The sequence below is a fragment of the Parafrankia sp. EUN1f genome, from assembly GCF_000177675.1.
Classification (GTDB): Bacteria; Actinomycetota; Actinomycetes; order Frankiales; family Frankiaceae; genus Parafrankia.
In genome coordinates this window covers 1-22,789 of the sequence record NZ_ADGX01000137.1, presented here as the reverse complement: position 1 = coordinate 22,789, position 22,789 = coordinate 1, and the positions used below count along the sequence as shown (strand labels likewise).

The following is a 22,789-nucleotide window of genomic DNA, read 5'->3' as shown; positions in this document are numbered from 1 at the left end:
CCGGGATGGGGGAGGCTGCCGCGGACTACATTGCCCACAAGAACCTCGCCATCGCGGGGGCGGTCGGCCTGCTCGGCTTCGTCGCGGGGCTGTGGATGCAGTTCCGGGCGCGCCGCTACTCGGCCCCGGTCTACTGGTTCGCGGTGATGATGGTCGCGGTGTTCGGCACCATGGCCGCGGACGGACCGCCGCTCGGGCACATCGGTTCGACGATTTTCTACGCGCTGCTCCTCGCAGTCGTCCTGCGCCGGTGGTACCGCAGCGAGGGAACCCTGTCGATCCACGGCATCGTGACCCGCCGCCGCGAGACCTTCTACTGGCTGACGGTGCTCGCCACGTTCGCGCTGGGCACCGCCGCGGGTGACCTGACCGCGGACTCGCTGCGCCTCGGCTACCTGACCTCCGGCGTCCTGTTCGCCGTCGTCATCGCGTTGCCGGCGATCGCCTGGCGCTGGTTCGGCCTGAGCGAGGTAGCCGCATTCTGGTGCGCCTATGTGCTGACCCGGCCGCTGGGTGCCTCGTTCGCGGACTGGCTCGGCAAGCCGACCGACCGCTCCGGTGTCGGACTCGGCGACGGCCTGGTAGCACTGGTCGCGCTGATCCTCATCGCGGCGCTGGTCGCCTACCTGACGATCACCCGCAGCGACGTTCAGCGTCATGGCGTCCAGCGTCATGACGTCCAGATTTCGACGAACGGCGAGCTCGGCCCCACGCGGACCGCCTCCGCCCTGCCGCAACGGCGTCTGCCCTATCAGCCCGCCGAGTGACGGCCCGCGCCGAGACCCGCGGCGCCCGCGCCGGAGAACGGCCGCGGGCGCTCAGCGGCGTTCGTGGGTCAGAGGCGTTCGAGGATGAGGGCCATGCCCTGGCCGCCACCGACGCACATCGTGATGAGACCGGTGGTCCTGTCGTGCCAGTCGAGGCTGTTGAGCATGGTGTTCTGCAGGCGGGCGCCGGTCATCCCGAAGGGGTGGCCGACGGCGATCGCGCCACCGTTGACGTTGAGCCGGTCGATGTCGATGCCGAGGTCCCGGTAGGACGGGATCACCTGTGCGGCGAAGGCCTCGTTGATCTCCACGAGGTCGATGTCGTCGATGGTCATGCCCGCGTGGGCGAGTGCCCGCTTCGAGGCCTCCACCGGGCCGAGGCCCATGATCTCGGGGGAGAGACCGGAGACGCCGGTGGCGACGATCCGGGCCAGCGGGGTGAGGCCGAGCTCGGCGGCCTTGCTGTCGGACATGACGACGACCGCCGCGGCGCCGTCGTTCAGCGCGCAGCAGTTGCCGGCCGTGACGGTGCCGCTCTCGCGGAAGACGGGCTTGAGCTGGGAGACGGCCTCGTAGGTCACGCCCGCGCGGGGGCCGTCGTCGGCGGTGACGACGGTGCCGTCCGGTGTGGTGACCGGGGTGATCTCCCGGGCCCAGAATCCGTCCGCGATGGCCTTCTCCGCGAGGTTCTGCGAGCGGACGGCGAACTCGTCCATCTCCTGGCGGGTGATGCCGCGCAGCGTGGCGACGTTCTCGGCGGTCTGGCCCATCGCGATGTAGACGTCGGGGAGCAGGCCGTCCGCACGGGGGTCGTGCCAGGTCTCGTTGGACTTGGCCGTCGCCGCGGTGCGCGTCTGCGCGTCGTCGAAGAGGTGGTTGACGGTGTCGGGGATGTGGTCGGAGGTGCCCTTGCCGAACCGGGAGACGGTTTCGACGCCGGCCGAGACGAAGATTTCGCCCTCCCCGGCCCTGATCGCGTGGAAGGCCATCCGGGTGGTCTGCACCGATGACGAGCAGTAACGGGTGATGGTGGCACCGGGAACGGCATCCCACCCGTTGAGGACGCCGACCACGCGGCCCATGTTGTTGCCCGCCTCGCCGCCGGGCAGCCCGCAGCCGAGGAGCAGGTCGTCGATCGTGTTCGGGTCGAGCCCGGGCACCTTCTCGACCGCGGCCCGCGTGATGAAGGCCGCGAGGTCGTCGGGCCGGAGGTCCTTCAGGGACCCCTTGCCCGCGCGACCGATCGGCGTGCGTGCCGCAGCGACGATGACTGCCTCAGGCATGCGACCGTCTCCCATCCATGATCGGCTTCGGTGGGCGCCTCAGGTAAGCGCCCGCTTAGGATGGCCCCGGATGGCCGCACTGTCCAGCAGTGCTACTGCTGCTTCGCGGGTCACGAATCCGCAGATGTGGAGCAAAACTGCTGCTGGAGTTCGCCTCTGCGGATATGGATCACCTGTGTCGTCACAGCCGACCCGTTTTCGGCCGAACGGCACGCCTCGTCGGACCCGCCTGCCCCTGCGTGCCCTGATCGCGGGGCACGGCAGCCCCGGCCCAGCGCTACGGTGCCAGCGCCCAGGTCCCAGCAGGCCGACGATCGACAGTGATGCTCGTAGGCGCTGCACTGCGGGCCGGTGGTGGTCTCGACCCCGCGGATCGCTCCGGTCGCGTCGCCGAGGCGGATGGCCGTGGGTGTCGGTGGTTTCGGGAGGGCTGGGGGCGGGAGGGTCGCCGGCCTGCGGGGGGTGGCTCGGGGCTCGCGGCAGGCCGGCCCGCGGGCCAGCGCGTGGCCCGGCCGGCGGCGGAGTCGGTGGACCTCCGGGACGGTGGCCAGGCGAATAGCATCGTGCCCGCGCTGGGTTAGTCATGACTTGCATCGCCTGTAAGAGTGAATGCATACTCAGCAACGCTGCCAACTGAGGGGACGTCGTCATGCGTGATGCGGTGATCGTCGAGGCGGTGCGGACGCCGGTCGGCAAGCGGAACGGCGGTCTGTCGGGTGTCCACCCGACGGACCTGTCTGCGCACGTGCTGGCCACGCTCGTCGAGCGCGCGGGCGTCGACCCGGCTCTCGTGGAGGACGTCGTCTGGGGATGCGTCGGCCAGGTCGGCGAGCAGACGTTCGACATCGGCCGTAACGCGGCGCTCGGCGCCGGCTTCCCGGAGACGGTGACCGGGGTGACCGTCGACCGGCAGTGCGGGTCGTCCCAGCAGGCGGTGCATTTCGCCGCCGCCGGGGTGGTCGCCGGCCACTACGACTTCGTCATCGCCGGTGGCGTCGAGTCGATGTCCCGGGTGCCGATGGGCAGCGCGCTGATGGACAAGGTGCCGTTCGGTGAGCGTTACCTCGCCCGCTACAACAACGCCTTTCCCGACCAGGGCGTCGGCGCCGAGATGATCGCCGAGCGCTGGGGCTTCTCCCGGACGCAGTGCGACGAGTTCGCGATCAGCTCCCACGAGAAGGCCGCCGCCGCCCAGGACGAGGGCAGGTTCGACGCGCAGATCGCGCCGGTCACGCTGGCTGACGGCACGGTCATCAGCAAGGACGAGGGCATCCGCCGCGGCGGCACCGTCGAGGGCCTCGCGAAGCTGAAGACCGTGTTCAAGACGGTGGAGGACGGCGGCGTGATCACGGCCGCGAACTCCTCCCAGATCTCCGACGGCTCGGCAGCGCTGTTGATCACCACCAGTGAGAAGGCCGCCGAGCTGGGCCTTCGGCCGATCGCCCGGATCCACACCGCCGTCCTCGCGGGCAGCGACCCGGTCATCATGCTGACCGCGCCGATACCCGCCACCGAGAAGGCGCTCACCAGGTCCGGGCTCAAGCTCGACGACATCGGCGCGTTCGAGGTCAACGAGGCGTTCGCCTCGGTACCGCTCGCCTGGCTCGCCGACATCGGCGCCGACGCGAAGGCGCTCAACCCGCTCGGCGGCGCGATCGCGCTCGGCCACCCGCTCGGCGGCTCCGGTGCCCGGATCATGACGACGCTGGTCAACCACATGCGTGACAACGGCATCCGCTACGGCCTGCAGACCATGTGCGAGGGCGGCGGCCAGGCCAACGCCACCATCCTCGAGCTGCTCTGACCCGTCGGGCCCTGCTCCACCGACGTCGGTCTCCTCGACGTCTGTCCCACCGGCCCCGCGTTCGGTCTCCTGGTCCTCCGTGACGACGGAGAGGTGACGCGGGTGTTGGTGGTGGGCGAGACCCAGGTAGTGAGTATTTACTCCATTCCGAAAGGTCGAGCAAAGGCCGCGTCAACCTGTCGTGGCGTGGCCCCGCCAGCCAAACCGTCTGAAGTGGTCGTCGACGGCGCTGCCGTCAATCGAGCAGGATTGCAGGTGTGACCGATCCGCGGCCGCGTGGGCCGGTGGTGCGCGTAGAGCCTTCCGGTGTCGAGCTCGAGGTCGAACCCGGGGAGACGATCATCGAGGCCGCATGGCGGCTCGGGTACCGCTGGCCCACGATCTGCCATGGCCAGGGGACGTGCACGGTCTGCCGCCTGGAGGTCGTCCGTGGCGCCGAGCATCTCGTCCCGCCGGGCGCCGAGGAGGTCGGCGCCCTGGAGCCGCTGCTTTCCGGCGGGCCGCGCCGCGATCTCACGGGCGTTACGGCTGCCGCGGGTGCCGCGGGTGCCGCGGGCGTCACGGGCGTAGGCAACCTGCGGCTGGCCTGCCGGGCCCGGGTGACCGGTGACGCCGTCGTCCGCAGGAAGGGCGTCCGCCGCGTGCAGACCGTGACGCTTCCGGACAACGGCCTGCTCTGACGCGGTCGGTGCCATCGCGGCGTTGGCCGGTGCCGTGCACGCCGCGTTCCTCCCGCGCCGCCGGCGGTCAGCCGCGGCTGCGGCCACGGCGACGGCCACAGCGACGGCCACGGCAGTACCGGCCACCGCGGCAGACGTCGTCACCGCCGTCTAGCGTCTGGTACTGCTTGTGTTCCACGTACTGGAGGATGCTATGGACGGCAGCCACACCGCCGGCCCGCCGCACCCTGACCACCGGGCCTGGACGGAACCCGAGGTCTCGGGGGATCTGAGGTCCGCGGGGGACCTGGGGGAACCGATCGACGACGAGGCGCTGCGGGCGCTCGGGAACGAGATTCTGCGGCTCAGCCGGCGGCGGGTCCAGCTTCCCGAGGAGTCGACCCTCGACCGGTCGAGCTTCCGGATCCTCTGGGCGCTGGCGGAGACAGGCCCTCTCTCGATGCGGGACCTGGAGGAGATGCTGCAACTGGAGCAGTCCACGGTCAGCCGCCAGGTGAAGGCCGCGATCGGCCGTGGTCTCCTCGAGTTCCTGCCCGCGCCCGGTACCCGGCGCCGCCTGCTGCGGGCGACCCCGGAGGGCGAGCGGGTGTACGCGCATGAAGGCGCACTGCGGGCCGAGGTCTTCAAGAAGGCGCTGGCCGAGTTCGGGCCGGACCGGGTGCGGGCCCTCGCCGCCGAGCTGGGCGCGCTCAACGACGCCGTTGACCGCCTGACCGCCGCCGAGCCCGCTCGGACGCCGGGACGTCAGTAGGCCTGCCAGGGGTCCGGGTCGAGGCCGCCGGGGATGTCCACGCCGGGGTCGTAGGGCGTGCGGGTGAAGACGAAGGTGCCGATGTCCAGGTGGCCCGCGGTGCCGTCCGCCGCGCGGACGACGCGCAGGGTCTCGCCCGCGTAGTAGCCGTCCAACCCCGTCCAGGTGCCGTCCGGCTCGGCCCGGAAGCGGGAGCCGCGGCCCGTCTGGCCCTGCGGGATGAGCTCCAGCCCGCCGTCGGCGCGCAGGTGCATCAGGTGCGGTGCCGGGCCCCAGTGCCACAGGCCGGTGAGCGCCAGCAGCTCCGGGTCGACGGCGGGCACCGGGCGCCAGGGCTCCGGGATGCGCGGCTCGTGCTCGGCGACGATCCGGATCAGGTCCGCGGCGATCTGGGCGACCGCGGGCCCCGCGGTCGCGTTCGCCAGGACGACCGCGGCGACGTCGTCGCTTCGGCTCACCCAGACCCCGGCGAGGAATCCCGGCATCGAGCCGGCGTGGCCGTAGAGCAGGCGGCCGTCGTGCCGCCGCAGCTGCAGGCCGAGCCCGGTGGCGGTGGTCCAGCCGTCGGCCTTGTCGGGGCCCGAGGTGGGCTGGCGCATCTCGGCCAGCGTGTCGGCGCTCAGGATGTCCTTGTCACCGCGGGTCAGGAACACCGCCCAGCGGGCCAGGTCGGCGGCGGTCGACCAGAGCTGGCCCGCCGGCGCCATCACCCCGGTGTCCTGTAGCGGCTCGGGCAGCATCACATCGGCCCAGGGATGAACCGCGAAGCCACCGGCGTGCGGCGCCTGTGGGTGCAGTGTGGTCCGGCTCAGGCCGAGCGGTGCCAGCAGCTCCTGGTGCAGCGTGTCGCCCCACGGCTGCCCGCGCAGGCGGCTGACGAGCGCACCGAGCAGCGCGAACCCGGGGTTGGAGTAATGGAACCGGCGGCCTGGCGGATGGCGCAGCGGCGGCTCGTCGAGCACGTCGCCGAGCCGCGGCCGCAGCGTTCCCGGGGTGCGCTCCCACCAGGGCCCGGGAGGTTCGGAGGCGAGGCCCGAGGTGTGGCCGAGCAGGTGAGCGATCGTCAGCGCTCCGGCGCCGCCCGCGGTCCCCGCCCCCGACCTCGACCCCGCCGCTGACGCTGCCGCGGCTTCGGCCGCGGGCGTGGTCGCGAGGTCGGGCAGATGCCGGGCCAGCGGGTCGGCCAGATCCAGCGCCCCCTCATCCCGTAGGCGCATGACCTGGACCGCGACGAAGGTCTTCGTGATCGAACCGATCCGGTACTGGACGTCCGCGTCCGGGCTGTGCCCGTCGATCATGCTCCGGCCTTCGGCCCAGACCAGTCGCCCGCCGCGTACGACGGCGCCGACCAGCGAGGGCGTGCGCCCCTGCGCCTGGCCGACGGCCAGCCGGTGCAGCAGGGCGCGGCGGGTGCCCGGCAGCAGCTCCTCGGCAGGCACAGCCATCGTCCGTTCCTCCAGGTCGCTGATCGTCCGGCGAATAATACGTCGTGCTCAGCCCTGGTCCGGGTCGACGCCGAGCATCCGGGCGGCGGCGCGCAGGGTCGCGCAGACCCGGCCCTCGGGAACGCTCCACGGCCCGTTCTCGCCCTCGCAGTCGTGCCGGTAGCCGTGCAGCTCGACGATCTCGCGGGCGCCGGCGCACAGCGCGAGAACAGTGCTCGGGTTCCATCGGGCGACGTGCGTGGCGGTCGCGGGAGCGACCCCGGTCATGCCGGCGACCTGCCGTGGATTCCAGATCGACGGCCCCGGGACGGCCCGTGCGGTCCCTTCAAGCTGGCCGATGCGGTCGAGAATTCGGGCGCGTAGATGAGGCACGGTCTCCCCGGCTTGTCGGCGGTGTTCGTTGTTTATTGCCTGTCCGGAACGGGTGATCTCTGCCATGATCTGAGATCATGAACTTCTCCTCCGCGGAGCCCAATTCCATAGCATCCGCGGTGGCGCGGAACTTCGGTTCCTCGGGTGGTGTCACGGCGCGGCAGCTGCCGTTCGGCCGCAACCGGACGCACTTTCTTCCCGGTGTCGCCCCAGTCCAGCAGCTTATCGGCGCGAATGCGGATACCGCGGTCGCCGTCGTCGGTATGTCCGCCTATCCGATGGGTGTGGAGATCACGCTGGAAATACGGCTGCGACACGGTAGCGGGCCGGGCTGGGAGCCCACACTTCCGGGCGGCTGGGCGCACGCGGCGAGCATGATCGTGCCGTTCGCCGTCCGCTTCGCCGACGGGCGCACGGCGAGCAGCATTCCGTGGCCCCGGGAGTTCGCCTGGCCGGCACCCGGCCGCGACGGTGTGGAGCTCGCCGTGTCGGGGCGCGAGGTGTCGGAGCCGGAGGCCGGTCCGCGGGCGGTGGTCCGCTTCTGGCTCGCCCCGCTCCCGCCACCCGGGCCCCTGACCATGCTGGCCGCCTTCCCGGCACGTGGGCTGCCGATCTCCGAGACCGTTGTCGACGCCGCCGTCGTGCGCGCGGCCGCGGAGCGGGCCGTCGTCCTGTGGCCGGATGGGCTCGTGTTGCCGCGTCCCGGCGTCCCGCCGGCCGGCCCGGAGGCGGCGACCGAGCAGATCCGAGCCGCCTTCACCACGGTGTTCACCGGTGGGCAGGGGGGCTCCGACCCGGACGCGGTGGCCGCGGCGACCACCGCGATACTTGCGGCGATCGAGGGCGGGGAGGCGTTGCGCCCACTGCTGGAGCGGGTGCGGTCAGGACATCCGGACATTGTGCGGACGGCTCGGCCGAGCATCGACGACATCGTCTTCATCGATCCGGGGCGCGCGGCGGTCCGGTTCCGGGTCCATCTTGCGAACGGCCCGGATTTCGGGGAGCAGATCGGCTTCGCCGTCCTCACCGACACCGCGGCGGGGGAGCGCACGGCCTGGAAGGTCGCCGCCCGTACCTACCGAAAGGTGGTGGGCTGGGGCGGCGTTTATTGAGCCCTCACCCCGTCGACGAGGATGTTCATGAGCCCTCCGAGGTCGGGCTTAGGGGCGTCGGTGAGGCTGGAGAGCACCCGGTAGAGCATGGTGCCGAGGATGGCGTCGATGAGCGCGTCGAGGTCGGCGTTCTTCCGGAGCGTGCCGCGTTCCGCCTCCTGGGTGAGGCGGCTGAGAATCGCGGTGCGGATCGGGTCGGCGAGGTGGTCGTAGAGCCGGGTGGCATTGGTCTGGCTGTCCACCGCCGCCGCGACAAGCCCGCGAATCATGGCTGACACGACCGGATCGGCCAGCCACAGCCCGTACTGCAGCGCCCATTCCTGCAGGTCGGCACGTAGGTCGCCGGTGTCCGCGGGTGGGGCGATCGCAACCCCGGACTGAGCGGCGAGGACGGCTTCCGCGACCACTGCCGCCTTGGAGGGCCAGCGCCGGTAGATCGTCTGCTTGGCCACGCCCGCCCGGGCGGCGATGCCCTCGACCGAGAGCCGCTCGTAGCCGACGGAGGTGAGCAGGTCCGCAGCGGCGCCGAGGATGGCGCGGTCGGCCTGGTCGCTGCGGGGTCTACCCCGGCGGGCATCGGTCACGGCGCCTAAGCCTAGACACAGGCGTGCCGATGCATTAACAATACGCACCGTTGCGATGACTTGTAGGGGAGTGGGTGCGGATGGTGGCCGGTGACTCCTGGAGGGCGAGATGGGCAGGTTGCCGTGTGCGGAACCCGGTTCCAGCCGAGCCTCGCCGGTGGCCTCGGGCCCGGCCCGTCAGCCGAGGAGCGTGGTCCAGCCGATGGGGCAACCCGCGGGTTACCGGGTGGCCCGGCCGATGCCCGGCCGATCGCTACCGGTGATCGACTCGCGGCCGGGAGTGTGCTGTATCTGATTAAAGGCGACGGAATATGCCCCGGCGCCGAGACACTGGTTCAATTCACCAAGCCTTGCACATCGCATGGCGTTGCGAAGGGATTTCGGTCTGATGAGACGACACTTATCCTGGATTTCCTCTGTCGTTGTCATCGCCGGCCTTCTGGTCGGCGCCTGTTCGAATTCGGGTGGCAAGAAGACCCCCGACACCCCGGTGTCGCGCGAGGCCAACGCCTCGCCGGGTGTCACCGCCGACGAGATCCACTTCGCCGCTATCGGCACGAAGACGAACAACCCGCTGGGCACCTGCCTCTATGACTGTTTCATCCAGGGCATCAACGCCTACTTCGATTACCGCAACAGCGAGGGCGGCCTGGACGGCCGGAAGCTGAAGCTCACCACGACGATCGACGACGCCCTTGGCAAGAACAAGGAGGGCTCGCTGCAGATTATCAACGACAATGACACCTTCGCGACCCTGAGCGTCCCGATGCTGGCGACCGGCTGGCCGGACCTGGCGAACGCGGGCATCCCGGTCTACTCCGTCCCGTGGTACCCGGACGACATGAACGGCCACGACTCGATCTACGCGAGCAACGGCGTCGAGTGCATCGCCTGCACCCGCCATTTCATGGCCTACGCTCCCAAGGTCCTCGGTGACAAGAAGATCGCCACCCTGGGTTACGGTGTCTCGCAGAGCTCCAAGGACTGCGCGAACGCGGCGACCGACACCATCAAGCTCTACTCGAAGGAAACCGGCCAGCAGGTCGTCTACACCAACAACGGCATCGCCTTCGGCATCCCGAACGGGATCGGCCCGGAGGTCAGCGCGATGAAGAACGCCGGCGTCGAGTTCATCGTCAGCTGCTTCGACATCAACGGCCAGAAGACGCTGGCCCAGGAGCTCAAGCGGCAGGGCATGGCGGACGTCCCGATCCTGCAGTCGAACTCCTACGACCTGACCTTCATGAAGGGCTCCGGTGACCTGTTCGAGGGCGACGTCCTCGGTGTCGCCTTCCGGCCCTTCGAGTCGAACGGGGAAGGCAACGGCCTCGCCCTGTTCAAGAAATGGATGGAAAAGAGCGGATCGAAGCTGACGGAGCTCGCCGAGTACGGCTGGATCGCCGCCGAGACCGCCTACCAGGGCATCAAGGCCGCCGGTCCCGGATTCACCCAGGCCTCCGTCATCAAGGCGACGAACGCCCTGACCTCCTTCACCGCGGGCGGCCTCGTCCCGGCGATCGACTGGTCACGTCAGCACGAAATGCCGACCCAGGACGACCCGGCCACCCACGGGCCGAAGCAGGAATGCATGAGCCTGCTGACCTACAAGGGCGGCAAGTTCGAGTTCATCGGCGGGGCGACCGCCGAGAAGCCGTGGCTGTGCTGGCCGGGCTCGGACCGGAAATGGTCCGAGCCGGTGCCGACCGACTTCCAGTAAGCACTGCACTCAGCACTCAGCACTCAGCGCTCAGCACCCAGCGCTCGGAGCTCCGCGCCCCGCACGTCAGCGGGCCGGCCCCGTGCGCGACAGGCCTCCCGCGGTCGGCCTGGCAGAACAACCTCCCGGATGCCAGGCCGGCCGCAGCGAAGGGAGGGCAGCGCCCCGTCACAGCGTCGTGACGGGGCGCTGCCCCTTTCTGGCTGGCCGCACTGCTGCCGCTCCACCGCATCGGCCTGGTCGCCGAGGCTCGCCGCGCCGACGCGAAAACTGTATGTAGCCGGGTCGTTGCTTTTCATGTGTCATGTCGGTGGACTCCGCGCATGAGGACGTGCCGGCGTTGATCCGCCTGACCGACCGTGCGTGCACGGCGCTTCGCGCGAACGAGATGATCGTTTTCGACTGGGCCGTGCTGGGGCTGTGCTGCGGATGCGCCGGCCAGCCGTGGCTGCGCACGGCGCCGAGGTCCGTCACACGCAGGTACCGCGGCTTCCGCCCGCTCGACACGGACCCGCCCGACAGTGCCGTGGCCCATCCGCGGGCCTACCCGTACCTGGTGGGCCGGGCGATCGCGGTGGACTGCCGCCGCCGGTTCGGGCTGCGGCGCTTCAGCTGCGATCTGCCGCCGGACGTCGGGCTCGCGGGTCTGTCCAGCGGCGCGATCAGGGATGGCGGGCCTTGACCGCGCATCGCGGCATCGTCGACACCGCCGGCAGGGCCCGTCGGGCGCGGTCGATCGCCGTCTGGAGCATCGTGGCGGTGGCCGGCGGGGTTGGCTGGGCCGTGCTCGCCGTGTCCCGGGGCGAGTCGGTGTCCGCGCTCTGGATGCTGGTCGCGGGCCTGGGCTCCTATGCCATCGCCTTCCGTTTCTACGCTCGGTTCCTGGCGGACAGGGTGCTGCGTGTCGATGACACCCGGGCGACGCCGGCCGAGCGTCTCGCCAACGACGTCGACTTCCAGCCGACTGACCGGCGGGTGCTGTTCGGCCACCACTTCGCCGCCATCGCCGGGGCCGGCCCGCTCGTCGGCCCGGTCCTGGCCACGCAGATGGGCTACCTGCCCGGCACGATCTGGATCGTCGTCGGCGTGATCTTCGCCGGCGCGGTGCAGGACATGGTCACCCTGTTCTTCTCGGTGCGCCGTGACGGCAGAAGCCTCGGCCAGCTGGCCCGGGACGAGATCGGCCCGGTCGGCGGGGTGGCCGCGCTGGTCGCCGTCTTCGCGATCATGATCATCCTGTTGGCGGTGCTCGCTCTCGTCGTGGTGAACGCGCTCGCGCACTCGCCGTGGGGCACCTTCTCGATCGCGATGACGATTCCGATCGCGGTGTTCATGGGTCTCTACCTGCGGGTGATTCGGCCCGGACGAGTGGCCGAGGCGACCGCTCTCGGCGTCGCGGCGTTGTTCGCGGCGATTGTCGCCGGCCGCTGGATACAGCAGTCGGGGCTTGCCTCCGCTTTCACCCTGAGCCCGAAAACGCTGGTCATCTGCCTGGTCGGCTACGGTTTCGTCGCCTCGGTGCTGCCGGTGTGGATGCTGCTCGCGCCACGCGACTACCTCTCCACCTTCATGAAGATCGGCACCATCGGTCTGCTCGCCGTGGGCGTTGTCGTCGAGCTCCCGGTGCTCCATGCGGAGGCGGTCAGCCCCTTCGCGACCAGAGGCAACGGGCCGGTGTTCGCCGGCAGCCTGTTCCCGTTCCTGTTCATCACCATCGCCTGCGGCGCGCTGTCCGGATTCCACGCGCTCGTCGCGAGCGGCACCACCCCGAAAATGATCCAGAAAGAGTCCCAGATACGGCTGGTCGGCTACGGGGCGATGCTGGTCGAGTCCTTCGTCGCGCTGATGGCGCTGATCGCGGCGGCGGCTCTGACCCCTGGCCTCTATTTCGCCATGAACGCGCCGGCGGGAGTGGTCGGGCAGACGGCGGCCTCGGCCTCGGCCGCGGTCGCTCACCTCGGCTTCACCATCACCCCGGACTCACTCGACGCCGCGGCCCAGGCCGTGGGCGAGCCGACACTGGTAGCCCGTACCGGCGGTGCCCCGACGCTCGCCGTCGGCATGTCCCACATTCTTTCCGGCGCCTTCGGCGGCGACGGGCTGGCGGCGTTCTGGTACCACTTCGCCATCATGTTCGAGGCGTTGTTCATCCTCACCACCGTGGACGCCGGCACCCGGGTCGGGCGGTTCATGCTTCAGGACACGCTCGGGAACCTGTGGAAACCGATCGGCCGGGTGAGCTGGTGGCCCGGAGTCTGGCTGAGCAGCGCCCTGGTGGTCGGTGCCTGGGGCTATTTCCTCTGGGCCGGCGCGACTGATCCCCTCGGTGGGATCAACCAGCTTTTCCCGCTGTTCGGGATCGCCAACCAGCTGCTCGCGGCCATCGCGCTGACAGTCGCGACCACCCTGCTCGTCAAGAGCGGGCGGGCGCGGTGGGCCTGGGTCACCGGTGTCCCGCTCGCCTGGGATGTCGCGGTCACCTTTACCGCGGCCTGGCAGAAGGTCTTCTCCGCAGACCCCAGGGTCGGGTTCTTCGCCCAGCGGGACCGTTACGCCGACGCGCTCGACGACGGCAGGATCCTGGCACCGGCCAAAAGCATCGGTGACATGCACAGAGTCGTGCTGAACTCCACGGTGGACGGTGTCCTGGCGATGCTGTTCGCCCTGCTCGCCCTCGTCGTGCTCGTCGACGCGGCCCGGGTCTGCGCACAGACCATCCGCCGCCGGGTGCCGGTGCCCACCACGGAGGTGGCGCATGTGCCCTCACGGCTGGCCGTTCCCCGGGGACGATTCGCGAGTGAGGCGACTGTTCCGCCTCCCGTGCACTCGGGGGTAAGTACGCCTTCCAAGGCGGATTCACCGCTTTAGTGGTTGTTTCAGTTTCCCGGCCGTGCCGCTGGTGCCCGGCCGTGCCGCTGGTGCTCGACATCGACGAGGCGCGTCAGGCGGCGGAGGTGTCCTCCGGCCGGGCCGCCTCGGCGAGGGCGCGGCCGAAGCGTTCAGCGCCGAATGAGCGGGTCGGGCAGGGGGTCATCGGCGGCATGATGATCGGGCAGAAGTGCACACCGTCCGGGCTGCGCACGGGTACCTGCCCGTCCTTCTCGCAGGCCTCGCCGGCCTCGCAGGCCAACCGCGGCATGAACTGGCCCTTGATGGTCAGGATCTCCCCGGCCGGGGCCACCCGGACATCCGTCCGCATGCTGGCGATGTCGCGCCACAGCCGGTCGAGCTCGGTCAGCCCGTCGGCCCCGACCGGCTGGTCCTTGCGGGGCGGGGAGTCGGTGAGGACGACTTCGACCCCGCGGCGGGTCAGGATCTCGACGGCCTCCGTGACGTCCGTGCGGTAGGCGGTGAGCAGGTCCCGGTCGCGCATGCAGTCGGAGCCGGTGTTGCCGGAGAACGAGAGCACGGCGACGGTCGGATCCCAGCGGCGGGCCTGTTTGCGCATGTCGTCGAGCCAGTCGCAGGGGGCCGTGCCGCCCCAGGTCCGGGTGAGCGTCTTGCTGGAGCCGTCCGCCTGCGCGGCCGCGACGAACGAGTCGCGGGCCTCCCAGGCCAGCGAGTCGCCCCAGAGGACTATCCGTGCCTCGTCCGGGTCCTGCCGGCCGGCGCTGAGCGCGATCCCGGCGAGCACGATGGCGCCCACGAACATCCAGCCGATAGCGCCCATGCGTGGGATGTTCAGCGCGACTCCCCTCCCAGTTCGCCGACGCGTGATCGTCGGGGGACCCAGCCCCGGACCAGTATCACGTTCGGACACGGACAGACCACGCGGCGACATCGTCCTGCATCCGCGTGAGCAAGCCGCTGCCAGGGGTCACCATTGGCTGTCCGTAGAGGGGGCCACGACGGACGTCCATCGGAACCCCGGTGCTGCCGGCCATCGCGTTGCGGTGTCGAGTCGGACCCTGATGGCCTTGTCGTTGTTACGCGCCGAGGGTGCCGGCCCCTGCTTCAGTCAACTCCCCGACACAAATACCACGCATGGTGGTGACGGAACGTGTGGGTCGCGCGGAACGGCGACGACGGTGTGGGACAGTGTGCATCGGGGACTGGTCCGGCATAGGGCCTGACTGGTAGCGGTCTGACTGGTAACGGCTTGGCGCACGGCGGTGGGGGCATGCGACGACAGGAAGCGCGACGGGGCCGCGCGGGAGCGGACCTCGCGACGGCGGGCGGTGGTCTCGTGGCGGCCACCGCGCTGCTTTACGGTCTGCCCTCACTGGCGACGTTTCGCCGGCTGCGCACCGCGGTCACGCCCGCGCTGGCCGGGGTCGGCCGCTCCGACCATGTCGCCCTGACCTTCGACGACGGTCCCGACCCGGTCTCCACCCCGAGCTTCCTCGAGGTGCTGGACGAGCTCGACGTCCGCGCCACCTTCTTCGTCCTCGGTGGGATGGCGCAGCGCTCGCCGGGCCTGGTGCGGGAGATGGCCGCGGCGGGGCACGAGCTGGCGGTCCACGGGTGGGACCACCGCCCGATGCTGCTGCGGGGCCCGATGTCGACGTACGACCAGCTGGCGCGGACCCGTGACCTGCTGGCCGAGACGACTGGCCGGGCGCCGCGGTACGTCCGGCCGCCACACGGGGTGCTGTCCTCCGGGGTGCTCGCCGCCTCCCGCCGCCTCGACCTCACCCCCGTGCTGTGGACGGCCTGGGGTCGGGACTGGACGGCGGCCGCCACCGCGTCCAACGTGCTGGCGACGATCGCGCCCGACCTGCGGGGTGGCGCCACGGTGCTGCTGCACGACAGCGACTGCACCTCGGCGCCCGGGGCGTGGCGCAGCGCGCTGGGGGCGCTGCCCGAGCTCGCGGCCCGCTGCGACGACGCGGGCCTGCGGCTCGGCCCGCTCGCCGAGCACGGCCTACGTCCCTACGTCTGACGCGCCCTATACGTCTGACGCGCCCTATGTCTGACGCGCGCCCTACGCCTGAGGCGTTCTACGGCTGAGCATCTGGCGCAGCTTCAGGCCCAGGTGCAGGGCGAGGCGGTCGTTTCCGTCGCGCAGGTCCAGGCCGGTGAGGTCCGCGATGCGTCCGAGCCGGTAGTAGAGCGTCGTGCGGTGGATGACCAGGCGCGCCGCCGTGCGGGCCGGGTCTCCGCCGAGGTCCAGGTACGTCTCCAGGGTCTGGACCAGCGTGCCGGACCGGTCCGCGGCGAGCAGGTGGCGCAGCCCCGCCGGTAGCGCGCTGGATTCCAGGGATTCCAGTGGCAGCCGGGCGAGCAGCCCGTACACACCCAGCTGGTCGGAGAACACCGTCTGGCCGAGCGACGGGACCAGGCGGGCGACCCGGGTCGTCTCCAGCGCCTCGCGGTAGCTGCCGGCGCTCTCCCGCAGGGTGGGGCGTTCCGGCCCGAGCCCCACCCAGACGGCGGACGCCGGAAGGTGCGCCGCGAGGTCCGCGTGGATCCGCTCGGCCTCGACGCGCAGCGCCTCGCGCCGGGGCAGCCTGGGGTGCATCAGGAGCAGGATGCCGCCGGTGGCGCTGGTGGCCATTCCCAGCGCCCGTGTCGGGGTGAGGCGTTGCCGCGCCCGCCGCAGGGCCAGATCCAGCTCGACGGTCCCGGCCGGGCTGGCGGTGCCGGCCGGGCTGGCGGTGCCGGCATGGGAATCGGGGGCGGTGGCGGCGTGGTCGATCACGACGGCGGCGGCCAGCACCCGGGCGTCCGGTGCGATTCCGTGGTCGGCCACGAGCCGGGCGGCCGCGTGCCGGCGCACCCCTTCGTCCGGGTTGAGGATGTCCCGTAGCAGCTCGCGCTCGGCGGCCCGGCACAGGTCGTCGAGCAGGCGTTCGCGGAAGAGCTCCTCGCCCGCGGCCGCGGCGGCCGCGCGCGCCGGCTCCAGATCGTCGTCCGGCACGGGTGTCGGCTCGTCGAACAGCCAGAGGTAGCCGAGCAACGTCCCGGAGCAGCGGACCGGCACGCAGACCCGCGCGAACGAGCCGAGCCGCGGGTTGGCGGGGATCCGCACCGGACCGGTGGCCGTGTCAATGCCGAAGTCGCGCGCGTGCCGGGTGACGGTGTTCTCCGACCGTGGCCGGCGCAGCATGATCGAGTCGATCCGGAACTGGTCGACGGGCTCCTCGTGCGCGGTGTGCGCCAGCAGCCGGGCGTCCAGATCGTCGATCGCGACCGAACGGCCCAGCCGCGCGGCCAGATCCTCGGCGATGTCCTGCAGTCCCAACGTCTGTTCGGTGCCGCCTCTCCGACCTGGTTCGGTTCGTCCTCGTCTACGCGCTCGGCTAGTTCATCTGTCTCATCATGCTCCCCGTTCTTCCTACATCGAGCGGAGATGGCGAGGGGTGACGGCTGACTAGCGTCGGGACGGGCGCGGCGCAGGCGGCCTGCACGTACACATCAGGAGGTGGCATGACCGGCGGACGAGTCGTGATCGTGGGCGGTGGGCTGATCGGTCTGTCGATCGCCCGGGCCCTGACCGCGCGCGGGGTGGGTGACGTGCTGATCCTCGAACGGGCGACGCTGAACAGCGGCGGCACCGGCAAGTCGAGCGGCATCGTGCGCTGCCACTACGGTGTGCCCTCGATCGCCGCGATGGCCTGGCGGAGCCTGCCGATCTTCGAGGAACTCGGCGAGGCCATCGGGTTCAGCCAGGTCGGCTACCTGGTCGCCGTCGGGCCCGAGAACGTCGAGCCGCTGCGGGCCAACACCGCGACCCACCAGTCCCTCGGGATCGACGTCGAGCTGATCGACCATGACCGGGCCGGGGCGCTGTGGCCGTACCTGCGCCTCGACGACCTGGCCGCGTTCTCCTACGAGCCACGCGGCGGGTACGCGGACGCCTCACAGCTGGCGACCCAGTTCGGTTTCCAGGCCCGCGACGGTGGCGCCCGCATCCGGCAGAGCACGCCGGTGACCCGGGTCCTGACCACCGGCGACACGGTCAGGGGCGTCGAGCTGGCCGGTGGTGAGAAGGTCGAGGCCGACATCGTCGTCGTGGCGGCGGGCTGGTGGTCGGGTGCGCTGATGGCCGGCGCCGGCGTCGAGCTGCCCATCGAGTCGCTGCGCTCGGAGCTGCTCGTCGTCGACGCCGGTGTGCCGCTGCGCGACCTGCCGGTCCTCTCCGATTTGGTGAGCCTGCAGTACGCGCGGATCGAGGGTTCCGGTGAGCTGCTGGTCGGCAACAGCGACCACAGCCAGCCGAAGTTCGCCGACCCGGACAACTACTCCAACCAGGCCAGCGAGGCCGGGCTGGAACGGGCCGCCGAGAAGGTGCTGCACCGCTTCGCGAAGTTCCCCGAGCCGTCAGTCGCCCACACCTACGCCGGCTGCTACGACATCACCCCCGACTGGAACCCGGTCATCGCGCCGGTCGCGCCTGGCGGCCCGGCCGGCCTGTTCCTGGCGGCCGGTTTCAGCGGCCATGGGTTCAAGATCAGCCCAGCGGTCGGCACCCTGATGGCCGACCTGATCCTCGACGGCGACAGCCGCGACCCGGACATCCCGGCGGCGGACTTCCGGCTCGGGCGTTTCGCCGAGGACGACCCGCTGACCAGCCGGTACCCGTACGTCGGCGCCGGCGAGATGCGATGAGCCGGGATGCCATGAGCCGAGATGCGATGAGCCGAGATGCGATGGGTGGGGAGAGCGCGATGGAGAGCGCGGCGGCGGTTGAGAACATGCTGGGCGAGATCGCCGGCGTCGGGCGGGCCTCGACCGGGGGGTACCAGCGCTTCGCCTGGACCCGCGAGGATCACACCCTGCGGGAGTGGTTCCGCGGTGCCGCCGAGGCCGTCGGGCTGGACGTCACCGAGGACCGGGTCGGCAACCAGTGGGCCTGGTGGGGGGACCCGGACGCATCCCTGGCGGACGGGCGGCCCGGTGTCGTCACCGGCTCCCACCTCGACTCGGTGCCGGGCGGCGGCAACTTCGACGGCCCACTCGGCGTGGTCGCGGCGCTGCGGGCCGTCGACACGCTGCGCCGCGACGGCTTCACCCCGGCGCGCGCGATCGGTGTCGTGAACTTCGTCGACGAGGAGGGCGCCCGGTTCGGCGTGGCCTGCGCCGGCTCGCGGGTGCTGACCGGTGCGCTGTCACCCGACCGCGCCCTCGCGCTGACCGACGGTGATGGCATCACCCTGGCCCGGGCGCTCACCGCAGCCGGCCGGGACCCGCGTGCGCTGGGCCGTGACGACGAGACCCTCGCCCGGGTCGGCACGTTCGTCGAGCTGCACATCGAGCAGGGCCGCTGGCTCGTCGACGAAGGGTCGGCGGTCGCCGTCGCCTCCTCGATCTGGCCGCACGGGCGGTGGCGTTTCGACTTCACGGGCGAGGCCAACCACGCCGGCACCACGCGGCTGGCCGACCGCGACGACCCCGCTCTCGCGCTCGCGTCGCTGATCCTCACCGCTCGCGAGGCGGCCGCCACGCTCGGGTGCGTCGCGACCGTGGGCAAGGTCCGGGTCGTCCCGAACGGGGTGAACGCGATCCCGTCGGCGGCGACCGGCTGGCTCGACGGCCGTGGCGCGGACGAGGCGGCCGTGCGCCGGCTGGTCCCGATGATCGAGCAGGCCCTCGGAGCGCGGGCGGTGGAGGAGTCTTTCACCTCGACCACCAGGTTCGACCCGGGGCTCGCGGCCGACCTCGCCGGGCTGCTCGGCGGGGCTCCCGTCATCGGCACCGGCGCCGGGCACGACGCCGGAGTGCTGGCGGCGCACGGCGTCCGCTCCGCGATGCTGTTCGTGCGCAACCCGACCGGTGTCTCGCACTCGCCAGCCGAGCACGCCGAGGCGGCCGACTGCGCCGCTGGTGCCGCCGCGCTGACGACCGTGCTGCGCTCGCTCGCGTCGAGCTGACAGCCAGGACGGTCAGCTGACAGCCAGCTGACGGCCAGCCGGGCCGACCAGGCGACCGGTCGGATGGTGACGCCTTGGCGTCGTCATCCGGCGATCACTCGATTCGGCGCCGTGTCAGGCTTCGGGCTGTGGCTGCTGCCAGGCAAGAGCTGAGGACCGTGGTCGTCAGGATGACGAAAATCCTCGACCCATCGAGCCGCCGTGTCGGGCTGTCGGTGTGGCTGTGGCTGCTGCCAGGCAAGAGTTGAGGATCACGGTCGTTCTGGCGACCAAATCCTCAACTCTTGCGGATCGTCAAGCGACTCTGCGCCCTTTTTATCCCTATTGATGTGAATTGCTGGCGCTGTGCGACGGTGCGGGATCCCCGGTGGGTGGCCGTGCGGCGAGTGGGCACGGACCGCCAGGCCAATGCCGGTGGGCCCGCTGCGGGCTATGTCTCCGGGTAGAGCGAGTAGGACGGGAAGTTGCCGTAGAGGCGCTCGTTCGGGTCGGCGCCGACGGTGACGGCGTGGACGAGGTGCTCGCCGCCGACGAACGCGCCCTTCCAGGATGCCCCGCGGCCGCCGAACGGCTCGGCGCGGTCGCCGCGGGAGCGGGGCTTGTTGACCCCGACCTTGAACGCGGAGAGCTCGCCGGACAGGCGCCGTGCCGTGGCCTCGTCGTCGCAGGCCAGCGAGGCGACGAGCGCGCCGTTGGAGGCGTTCATGGCGGCCAGCAGCTCCGCCTCGGAGTCGACGATCACGATGGTGTCGATCGGGCCGAACGGCTCGGCATGGTGCAGCGCGGCCGCGGGCGGCGGGTTGAGGATGGCCACCGGCGGAACGTAGGCGGCCCGGTCCTGGTCGGGCAGGAAACGCCCGTCGGCCAGATCGCCGCGGTACAGCGGCACGCCGCCCTTGGCGATCGCCTCGTCGACCTTGCCTGCCAGCTCCGCGGCCTTCTCGGCGGTGATCACCGGGCCGTAGTCGAGGTCGGGCAGCGGGTCGGAGTCGTTCTCGACGGCGAGCGGATGCCCGAACCGCACCGAGGAGACCACCGGCAGGTACATCTCGAGGAAGCGGTCGAAGAGCTGGCGCTGCACGACGTACCGGGGGTAGGCGGTGCAGCGCTGCTTGCCGTACTCGAAGCCTTTGCGCAGGTGGGCGGCCAGCAGGTCCCACTGTGAGAAGTCCCAGATGCCCCAGGCGTTGAGGCCTTCCTGCTCGAGGAAGTGCCGCTTGCCGGTGTCGACGAGTGCGGCCGCGACCTGGCCGCCGGCGGAGCGGCCGCCGACGAAGGCCAGGCAGCCGATCTCCGGCGCGCGCACCAGCGCGGACGACAGCCGTGAGCCCGAGCCGGAAACCAGGGAGATCGGCAGGCCCGCGCGCCGGGCCAGGGCGGCGGCCAGCGTCAGGCAGGCGGCACCGCCGTCGGTCGGAGTCTTGGCGATCGCGGCGTTGCCGGCCAGCATCTGGACCAGCATGGCGTGCATGAGCACGCTCATCGGGTAGTTCCAGCTGGCGATGTTGCTCACCGGGCCGGGCAGGGGAGTCCTGCCGGCGGTCATGGGCTCGATCTCGTCGATGTACCAGCGCACCCCGTCGAGCGCGCGGTCGACGTCGGTGCGGGCGAGGCGCCAGGGCTTGCCGATCTCCCAGACGAGCAGCAGCGCGAGCAGATCGCGGTGCTCCTCCATGGCCTCGACCGCGGCGGTCACCCGGGCCCGTCGGTCGGCCAGCGGGACGTCGCGCCATTCCTTGTGGTCGTCGAGGGTGGCGCGGATGGCTTCGCGGGCCTCGTCCGGATCCATCATCGGTGGGCCGGCGATGGGGGAGCCGTCGATGGGTGACAGGCTGTGCAGCGGGCTACCACTTCGGTGCCACCTGCCGCCCCAGAGATTGAGCAGGCGGTCCTCGTCGAATGCTTCGGGGGCGACCTGGCGGGCACGTCCGTAGGCATCGGCCCAGGCGGTGCCCTGCTTGAGGTGCAGGCGGGTCGGTGGCGTGCTGGCTGAGGCGTCCATCTGCCGAGGGTCTCTCTGATCGGATCGTCGCGCCACCAAACAGACTTCAATGCCGTCTTGCACCCGGTGTTATCCAGTGCATCCAGTTGACCTGGATAACTGGTTATGAAGTCGCCGTTACGCGGACGTGCAGGTTGCTCGGCCTGGTTGCCTGGTTTTGGTATGCATCGAGATGAATGACGTTCCAGTCCGTGGCGCGACCGGCGGCGAGAGCTGGCGGCTGTGCTGTCGATTCGGTCCGATCCGACATCGATGCAGGTGGCGGGGTGTGTGGCGGGCAGGCGCGGTGCCGGTGGCGGAGCTGACGCAGGGGTCTGAGCGGCGCTGGGACGTGCGCGAAAACCGCCGAGAAGGAGGCGGTGGATCTGAATGCGCGTACTCCTCCGTCTATGTCGGATATGTTAAGGCCGCGAGAGTGAGAGGTGACTTCCGCGCGCCTGCGACCTCGGGTGTGTGGTGCATCACGTAGAGTGGGCGGGTGTCCGAAGCGGCATTCGTTCGCGGCGGCGAAGTCGCGAGGCAGAATAATCGAACCCGATTTCCGGATGTGTGATGACGGCCAGTGTGGTGCCGCCGTCGGCCGCTGATGCCGACCCGACCCGTAACGGGGCGCCGATACGGGTTCTTGTCGTGGACGATCACGAGCTCTTTCTCCAGGGCCTGCAGGTCGTCCTGGACACCGAGGACGACATCTCGGTGGTGGGGCGAGCCGCCGACGGGCAGGAGGCGCTCGTGCTAGCGTCCGGTACCGCGCCGGACATCGTCCTGATGGACGTCCGGATGCCGGGTCGTGACGGTATCGCCGCCGCGGGCGCGATCAAGCGATCGGTGCCACGGGTGCGGGTCGTGATGCTCACCGTGTCGGACGAGGAGTCCGACCTGTTCGAGGCCATCAAGGCCGGGGCGGTCGGCTACCTGCTGAAGTCGATTCCCCCGCACGAGGTGGCGGACGCGGTGCGCGCCGTCCACAGTGGGCAGAGCCTGATCAGCCCGTCCATGGCCTCGAAGCTGATGGTCGAGTTCGCCACGATGGCCCGTGGCGGTGGTGAGGACCGGCCCCGGGCGCACGCGCCCCATCTGACCGCGCGTGAGCTGGAGGTCCTCAAACTGGTGGCGGAAGGGCGCGCGAACCGTGAGATCGCGCGCAAGCTGTTCATCAGCGAGAACACGGTGAAGAACCACGTTCGCAATATTCTTGACAAACTACAGCTCCATTCGCGGATGGAAGCGGTAATGTACGCCGTCCGCCAGGGACTTTTCGACATCGAATAGCTCGGTCTCGCGGCCTGGCCAGCCGGCCCGGAATGACCCGGCCCCGCCTGGCGGCCCGGTATTCGGCCTGCCCGGCTCGGTCGGCCCGGCCCGGTGTTGCTCGGAGTGACCCGGCCCGGCCTGGCGGTCCGATCCGGGCGCGACCAGCTGCCCGGCCCGCCCGGCCCTGCCCGGCCCGCCCGGCCCT

General features: G+C 70.9%; 19 protein-coding genes. 12 read left to right on the top strand and 7 right to left on the bottom strand.

Features of this window, described 5'->3' with window-relative positions; all coding sequences use genetic code 11:
- A partial coding sequence (locus tag FREUN1FDRAFT_RS29665; RefSeq protein ID WP_006543999.1) for a protein of unknown function DUF347 occupies positions 1-767 on the top strand: 767 nt, incomplete at its 5' end.
- A 68-nt stretch (positions 768-835) separates the two neighbouring features.
- On the opposite strand, the gene FREUN1FDRAFT_RS29660 is transcribed toward FREUN1FDRAFT_RS29665, so the two are convergent.
- Positions 836-2,050, bottom strand: a complete 1,215-nt coding sequence (locus FREUN1FDRAFT_RS29660) for an acetyl-CoA C-acetyltransferase (protein ID WP_006543998.1) — start codon at positions 2,048-2,050, stop codon at positions 836-838.
- A gap of 649 nt (positions 2,051-2,699) precedes the next feature.
- Here FREUN1FDRAFT_RS29660 and FREUN1FDRAFT_RS29655 point away from each other — a divergent pair.
- The 3 genes from FREUN1FDRAFT_RS29655 to FREUN1FDRAFT_RS29645 all read left to right on the top strand — a co-directional run bounded on the left by FREUN1FDRAFT_RS29655 (position 2,700) and on the right by FREUN1FDRAFT_RS29645 (position 5,285).
- A complete protein-coding gene (locus FREUN1FDRAFT_RS29655; protein ID WP_006543997.1) occupies positions 2,700-3,854 on the top strand; it encodes an acetyl-CoA C-acyltransferase in 1,155 nt (384 codons plus the stop codon).
- A gap of 257 nt (positions 3,855-4,111) precedes the next feature.
- A complete protein-coding gene (locus tag FREUN1FDRAFT_RS29650; protein ID WP_006543996.1) occupies positions 4,112-4,534 on the top strand; it encodes a 2Fe-2S iron-sulfur cluster-binding protein in 423 nt (140 codons plus the stop codon).
- A gap of 193 nt (positions 4,535-4,727) precedes the next feature.
- Complete coding sequence (locus FREUN1FDRAFT_RS29645) at positions 4,728-5,285, top strand: MarR family winged helix-turn-helix transcriptional regulator (protein ID WP_006543995.1); 558 nt, start codon at positions 4,728-4,730, stop codon at positions 5,283-5,285.
- On the opposite strand, the gene FREUN1FDRAFT_RS29640 is transcribed toward FREUN1FDRAFT_RS29645, so the two are convergent.
- On the bottom strand, positions 5,279-6,730 hold the full coding sequence (locus tag FREUN1FDRAFT_RS29640) for a serine hydrolase (protein ID WP_006543994.1): 1,452 nt from the start codon (positions 6,728-6,730) through the stop codon (positions 5,279-5,281). The two genes, FREUN1FDRAFT_RS29645 and FREUN1FDRAFT_RS29640, sit on opposite strands and share 7 nt — an antisense overlap.
- A gap of 48 nt (positions 6,731-6,778) precedes the next feature.
- Positions 6,779-7,168 (bottom strand): DUF6221 family protein, encoded by a 390-nt coding sequence (locus FREUN1FDRAFT_RS29635; protein ID WP_157475560.1) that lies wholly within the window; start codon positions 7,166-7,168, stop codon positions 6,779-6,781.
- Between the two features lie 11 nt (positions 7,169-7,179).
- On the opposite strand from FREUN1FDRAFT_RS29635, the gene FREUN1FDRAFT_RS29630 reads away from it, so the two are divergent.
- On the top strand, positions 7,180-8,214 hold the full coding sequence (locus FREUN1FDRAFT_RS29630) for a hypothetical protein (RefSeq protein ID WP_006543992.1): 1,035 nt from the start codon (positions 7,180-7,182) through the stop codon (positions 8,212-8,214).
- Here FREUN1FDRAFT_RS29630 and FREUN1FDRAFT_RS29625 read toward each other — a convergent pair.
- Positions 8,208-8,798: a TetR/AcrR family transcriptional regulator gene (locus tag FREUN1FDRAFT_RS29625; protein ID WP_006543991.1), complete on the bottom strand. Its 591-nt coding sequence runs from the start codon at positions 8,796-8,798 to the stop codon at positions 8,208-8,210. The genes FREUN1FDRAFT_RS29630 and FREUN1FDRAFT_RS29625 overlap by 7 nt on opposite strands.
- A 388-nt stretch (positions 8,799-9,186) precedes the next feature.
- Between FREUN1FDRAFT_RS29625 and FREUN1FDRAFT_RS29620 the strand changes: the two genes are divergently transcribed.
- The 3 genes from FREUN1FDRAFT_RS29620 to FREUN1FDRAFT_RS29610 all read left to right on the top strand — a co-directional run bounded on the left by FREUN1FDRAFT_RS29620 (position 9,187) and on the right by FREUN1FDRAFT_RS29610 (position 13,383).
- On the top strand, positions 9,187-10,515 hold the full coding sequence (locus FREUN1FDRAFT_RS29620; protein ID WP_006543990.1) for an ABC transporter substrate-binding protein: 1,329 nt from the start codon (positions 9,187-9,189) through the stop codon (positions 10,513-10,515).
- 304 nt (positions 10,516-10,819) lie between these two features.
- Entirely contained in the window at positions 10,820-11,197 is a 378-nt protein-coding gene (locus FREUN1FDRAFT_RS29615) for a hypothetical protein (protein WP_006543989.1), read from the top strand.
- Entirely contained in the window at positions 11,194-13,383 is a 2,190-nt protein-coding gene (locus tag FREUN1FDRAFT_RS29610; protein WP_006543988.1) for a carbon starvation CstA family protein, read from the top strand. The genes FREUN1FDRAFT_RS29615 and FREUN1FDRAFT_RS29610 overlap by 4 nt, the downstream gene beginning before the upstream one ends.
- A 73-nt stretch (positions 13,384-13,456) precedes the next feature.
- On the opposite strand, the gene FREUN1FDRAFT_RS29605 is transcribed toward FREUN1FDRAFT_RS29610, so the two are convergent.
- On the bottom strand, positions 13,457-14,185 hold the full coding sequence (locus FREUN1FDRAFT_RS29605; RefSeq protein ID WP_006543987.1) for a hypothetical protein: 729 nt from the start codon (positions 14,183-14,185) through the stop codon (positions 13,457-13,459).
- Positions 14,186-14,635: 450 nt separating this feature from the next.
- Between FREUN1FDRAFT_RS29605 and FREUN1FDRAFT_RS29600 the strand changes: the two genes are divergently transcribed.
- Positions 14,636-15,397, top strand: a complete 762-nt coding sequence (locus tag FREUN1FDRAFT_RS29600) for a polysaccharide deacetylase family protein (protein ID WP_006543986.1) — start codon at positions 14,636-14,638, stop codon at positions 15,395-15,397.
- A 42-nt stretch (positions 15,398-15,439) separates the two neighbouring features.
- Here the strand turns inward: FREUN1FDRAFT_RS29600 and FREUN1FDRAFT_RS29595 are convergent, their stop codons facing one another.
- Entirely contained in the window at positions 15,440-16,699 is a 1,260-nt protein-coding gene (locus FREUN1FDRAFT_RS29595; protein ID WP_006543985.1) for a CdaR family transcriptional regulator, read from the bottom strand.
- Positions 16,700-16,884: 185 nt separating this feature from the next.
- On the opposite strand from FREUN1FDRAFT_RS29595, the gene FREUN1FDRAFT_RS29590 reads away from it, so the two are divergent.
- Together FREUN1FDRAFT_RS29590 and FREUN1FDRAFT_RS29585 are read left to right on the top strand one after the other, a co-directional pair.
- Positions 16,885-18,066 carry an FAD-binding oxidoreductase gene (locus FREUN1FDRAFT_RS29590; protein WP_006543984.1) on the top strand — a complete coding sequence of 394 codons (1,182 nt, stop codon included), beginning with the start codon at positions 16,885-16,887 and terminating at the stop codon, positions 18,064-18,066.
- Positions 18,067-18,125: 59 nt separating this feature from the next.
- The gene (locus FREUN1FDRAFT_RS29585; protein WP_006543983.1) at positions 18,126-19,328 is read left to right on the top strand and encodes an allantoate amidohydrolase; all 1,203 of its coding nucleotides are present in this window, start codon (positions 18,126-18,128) and stop codon (positions 19,326-19,328) included.
- 430 nt (positions 19,329-19,758) lie between these two features.
- On the opposite strand, the gene FREUN1FDRAFT_RS29580 is transcribed toward FREUN1FDRAFT_RS29585, so the two are convergent.
- Entirely contained in the window at positions 19,759-21,330 is a 1,572-nt protein-coding gene (locus FREUN1FDRAFT_RS29580; protein WP_006543982.1) for an aldehyde dehydrogenase family protein, read from the bottom strand.
- Between the two features lie 552 nt (positions 21,331-21,882).
- Here FREUN1FDRAFT_RS29580 and FREUN1FDRAFT_RS29575 point away from each other — a divergent pair.
- Entirely contained in the window at positions 21,883-22,602 is a 720-nt protein-coding gene (locus FREUN1FDRAFT_RS29575; RefSeq protein WP_006543981.1) for a response regulator transcription factor, read from the top strand.
- Positions 22,603-22,789: the final 187 nt, after the last annotated feature.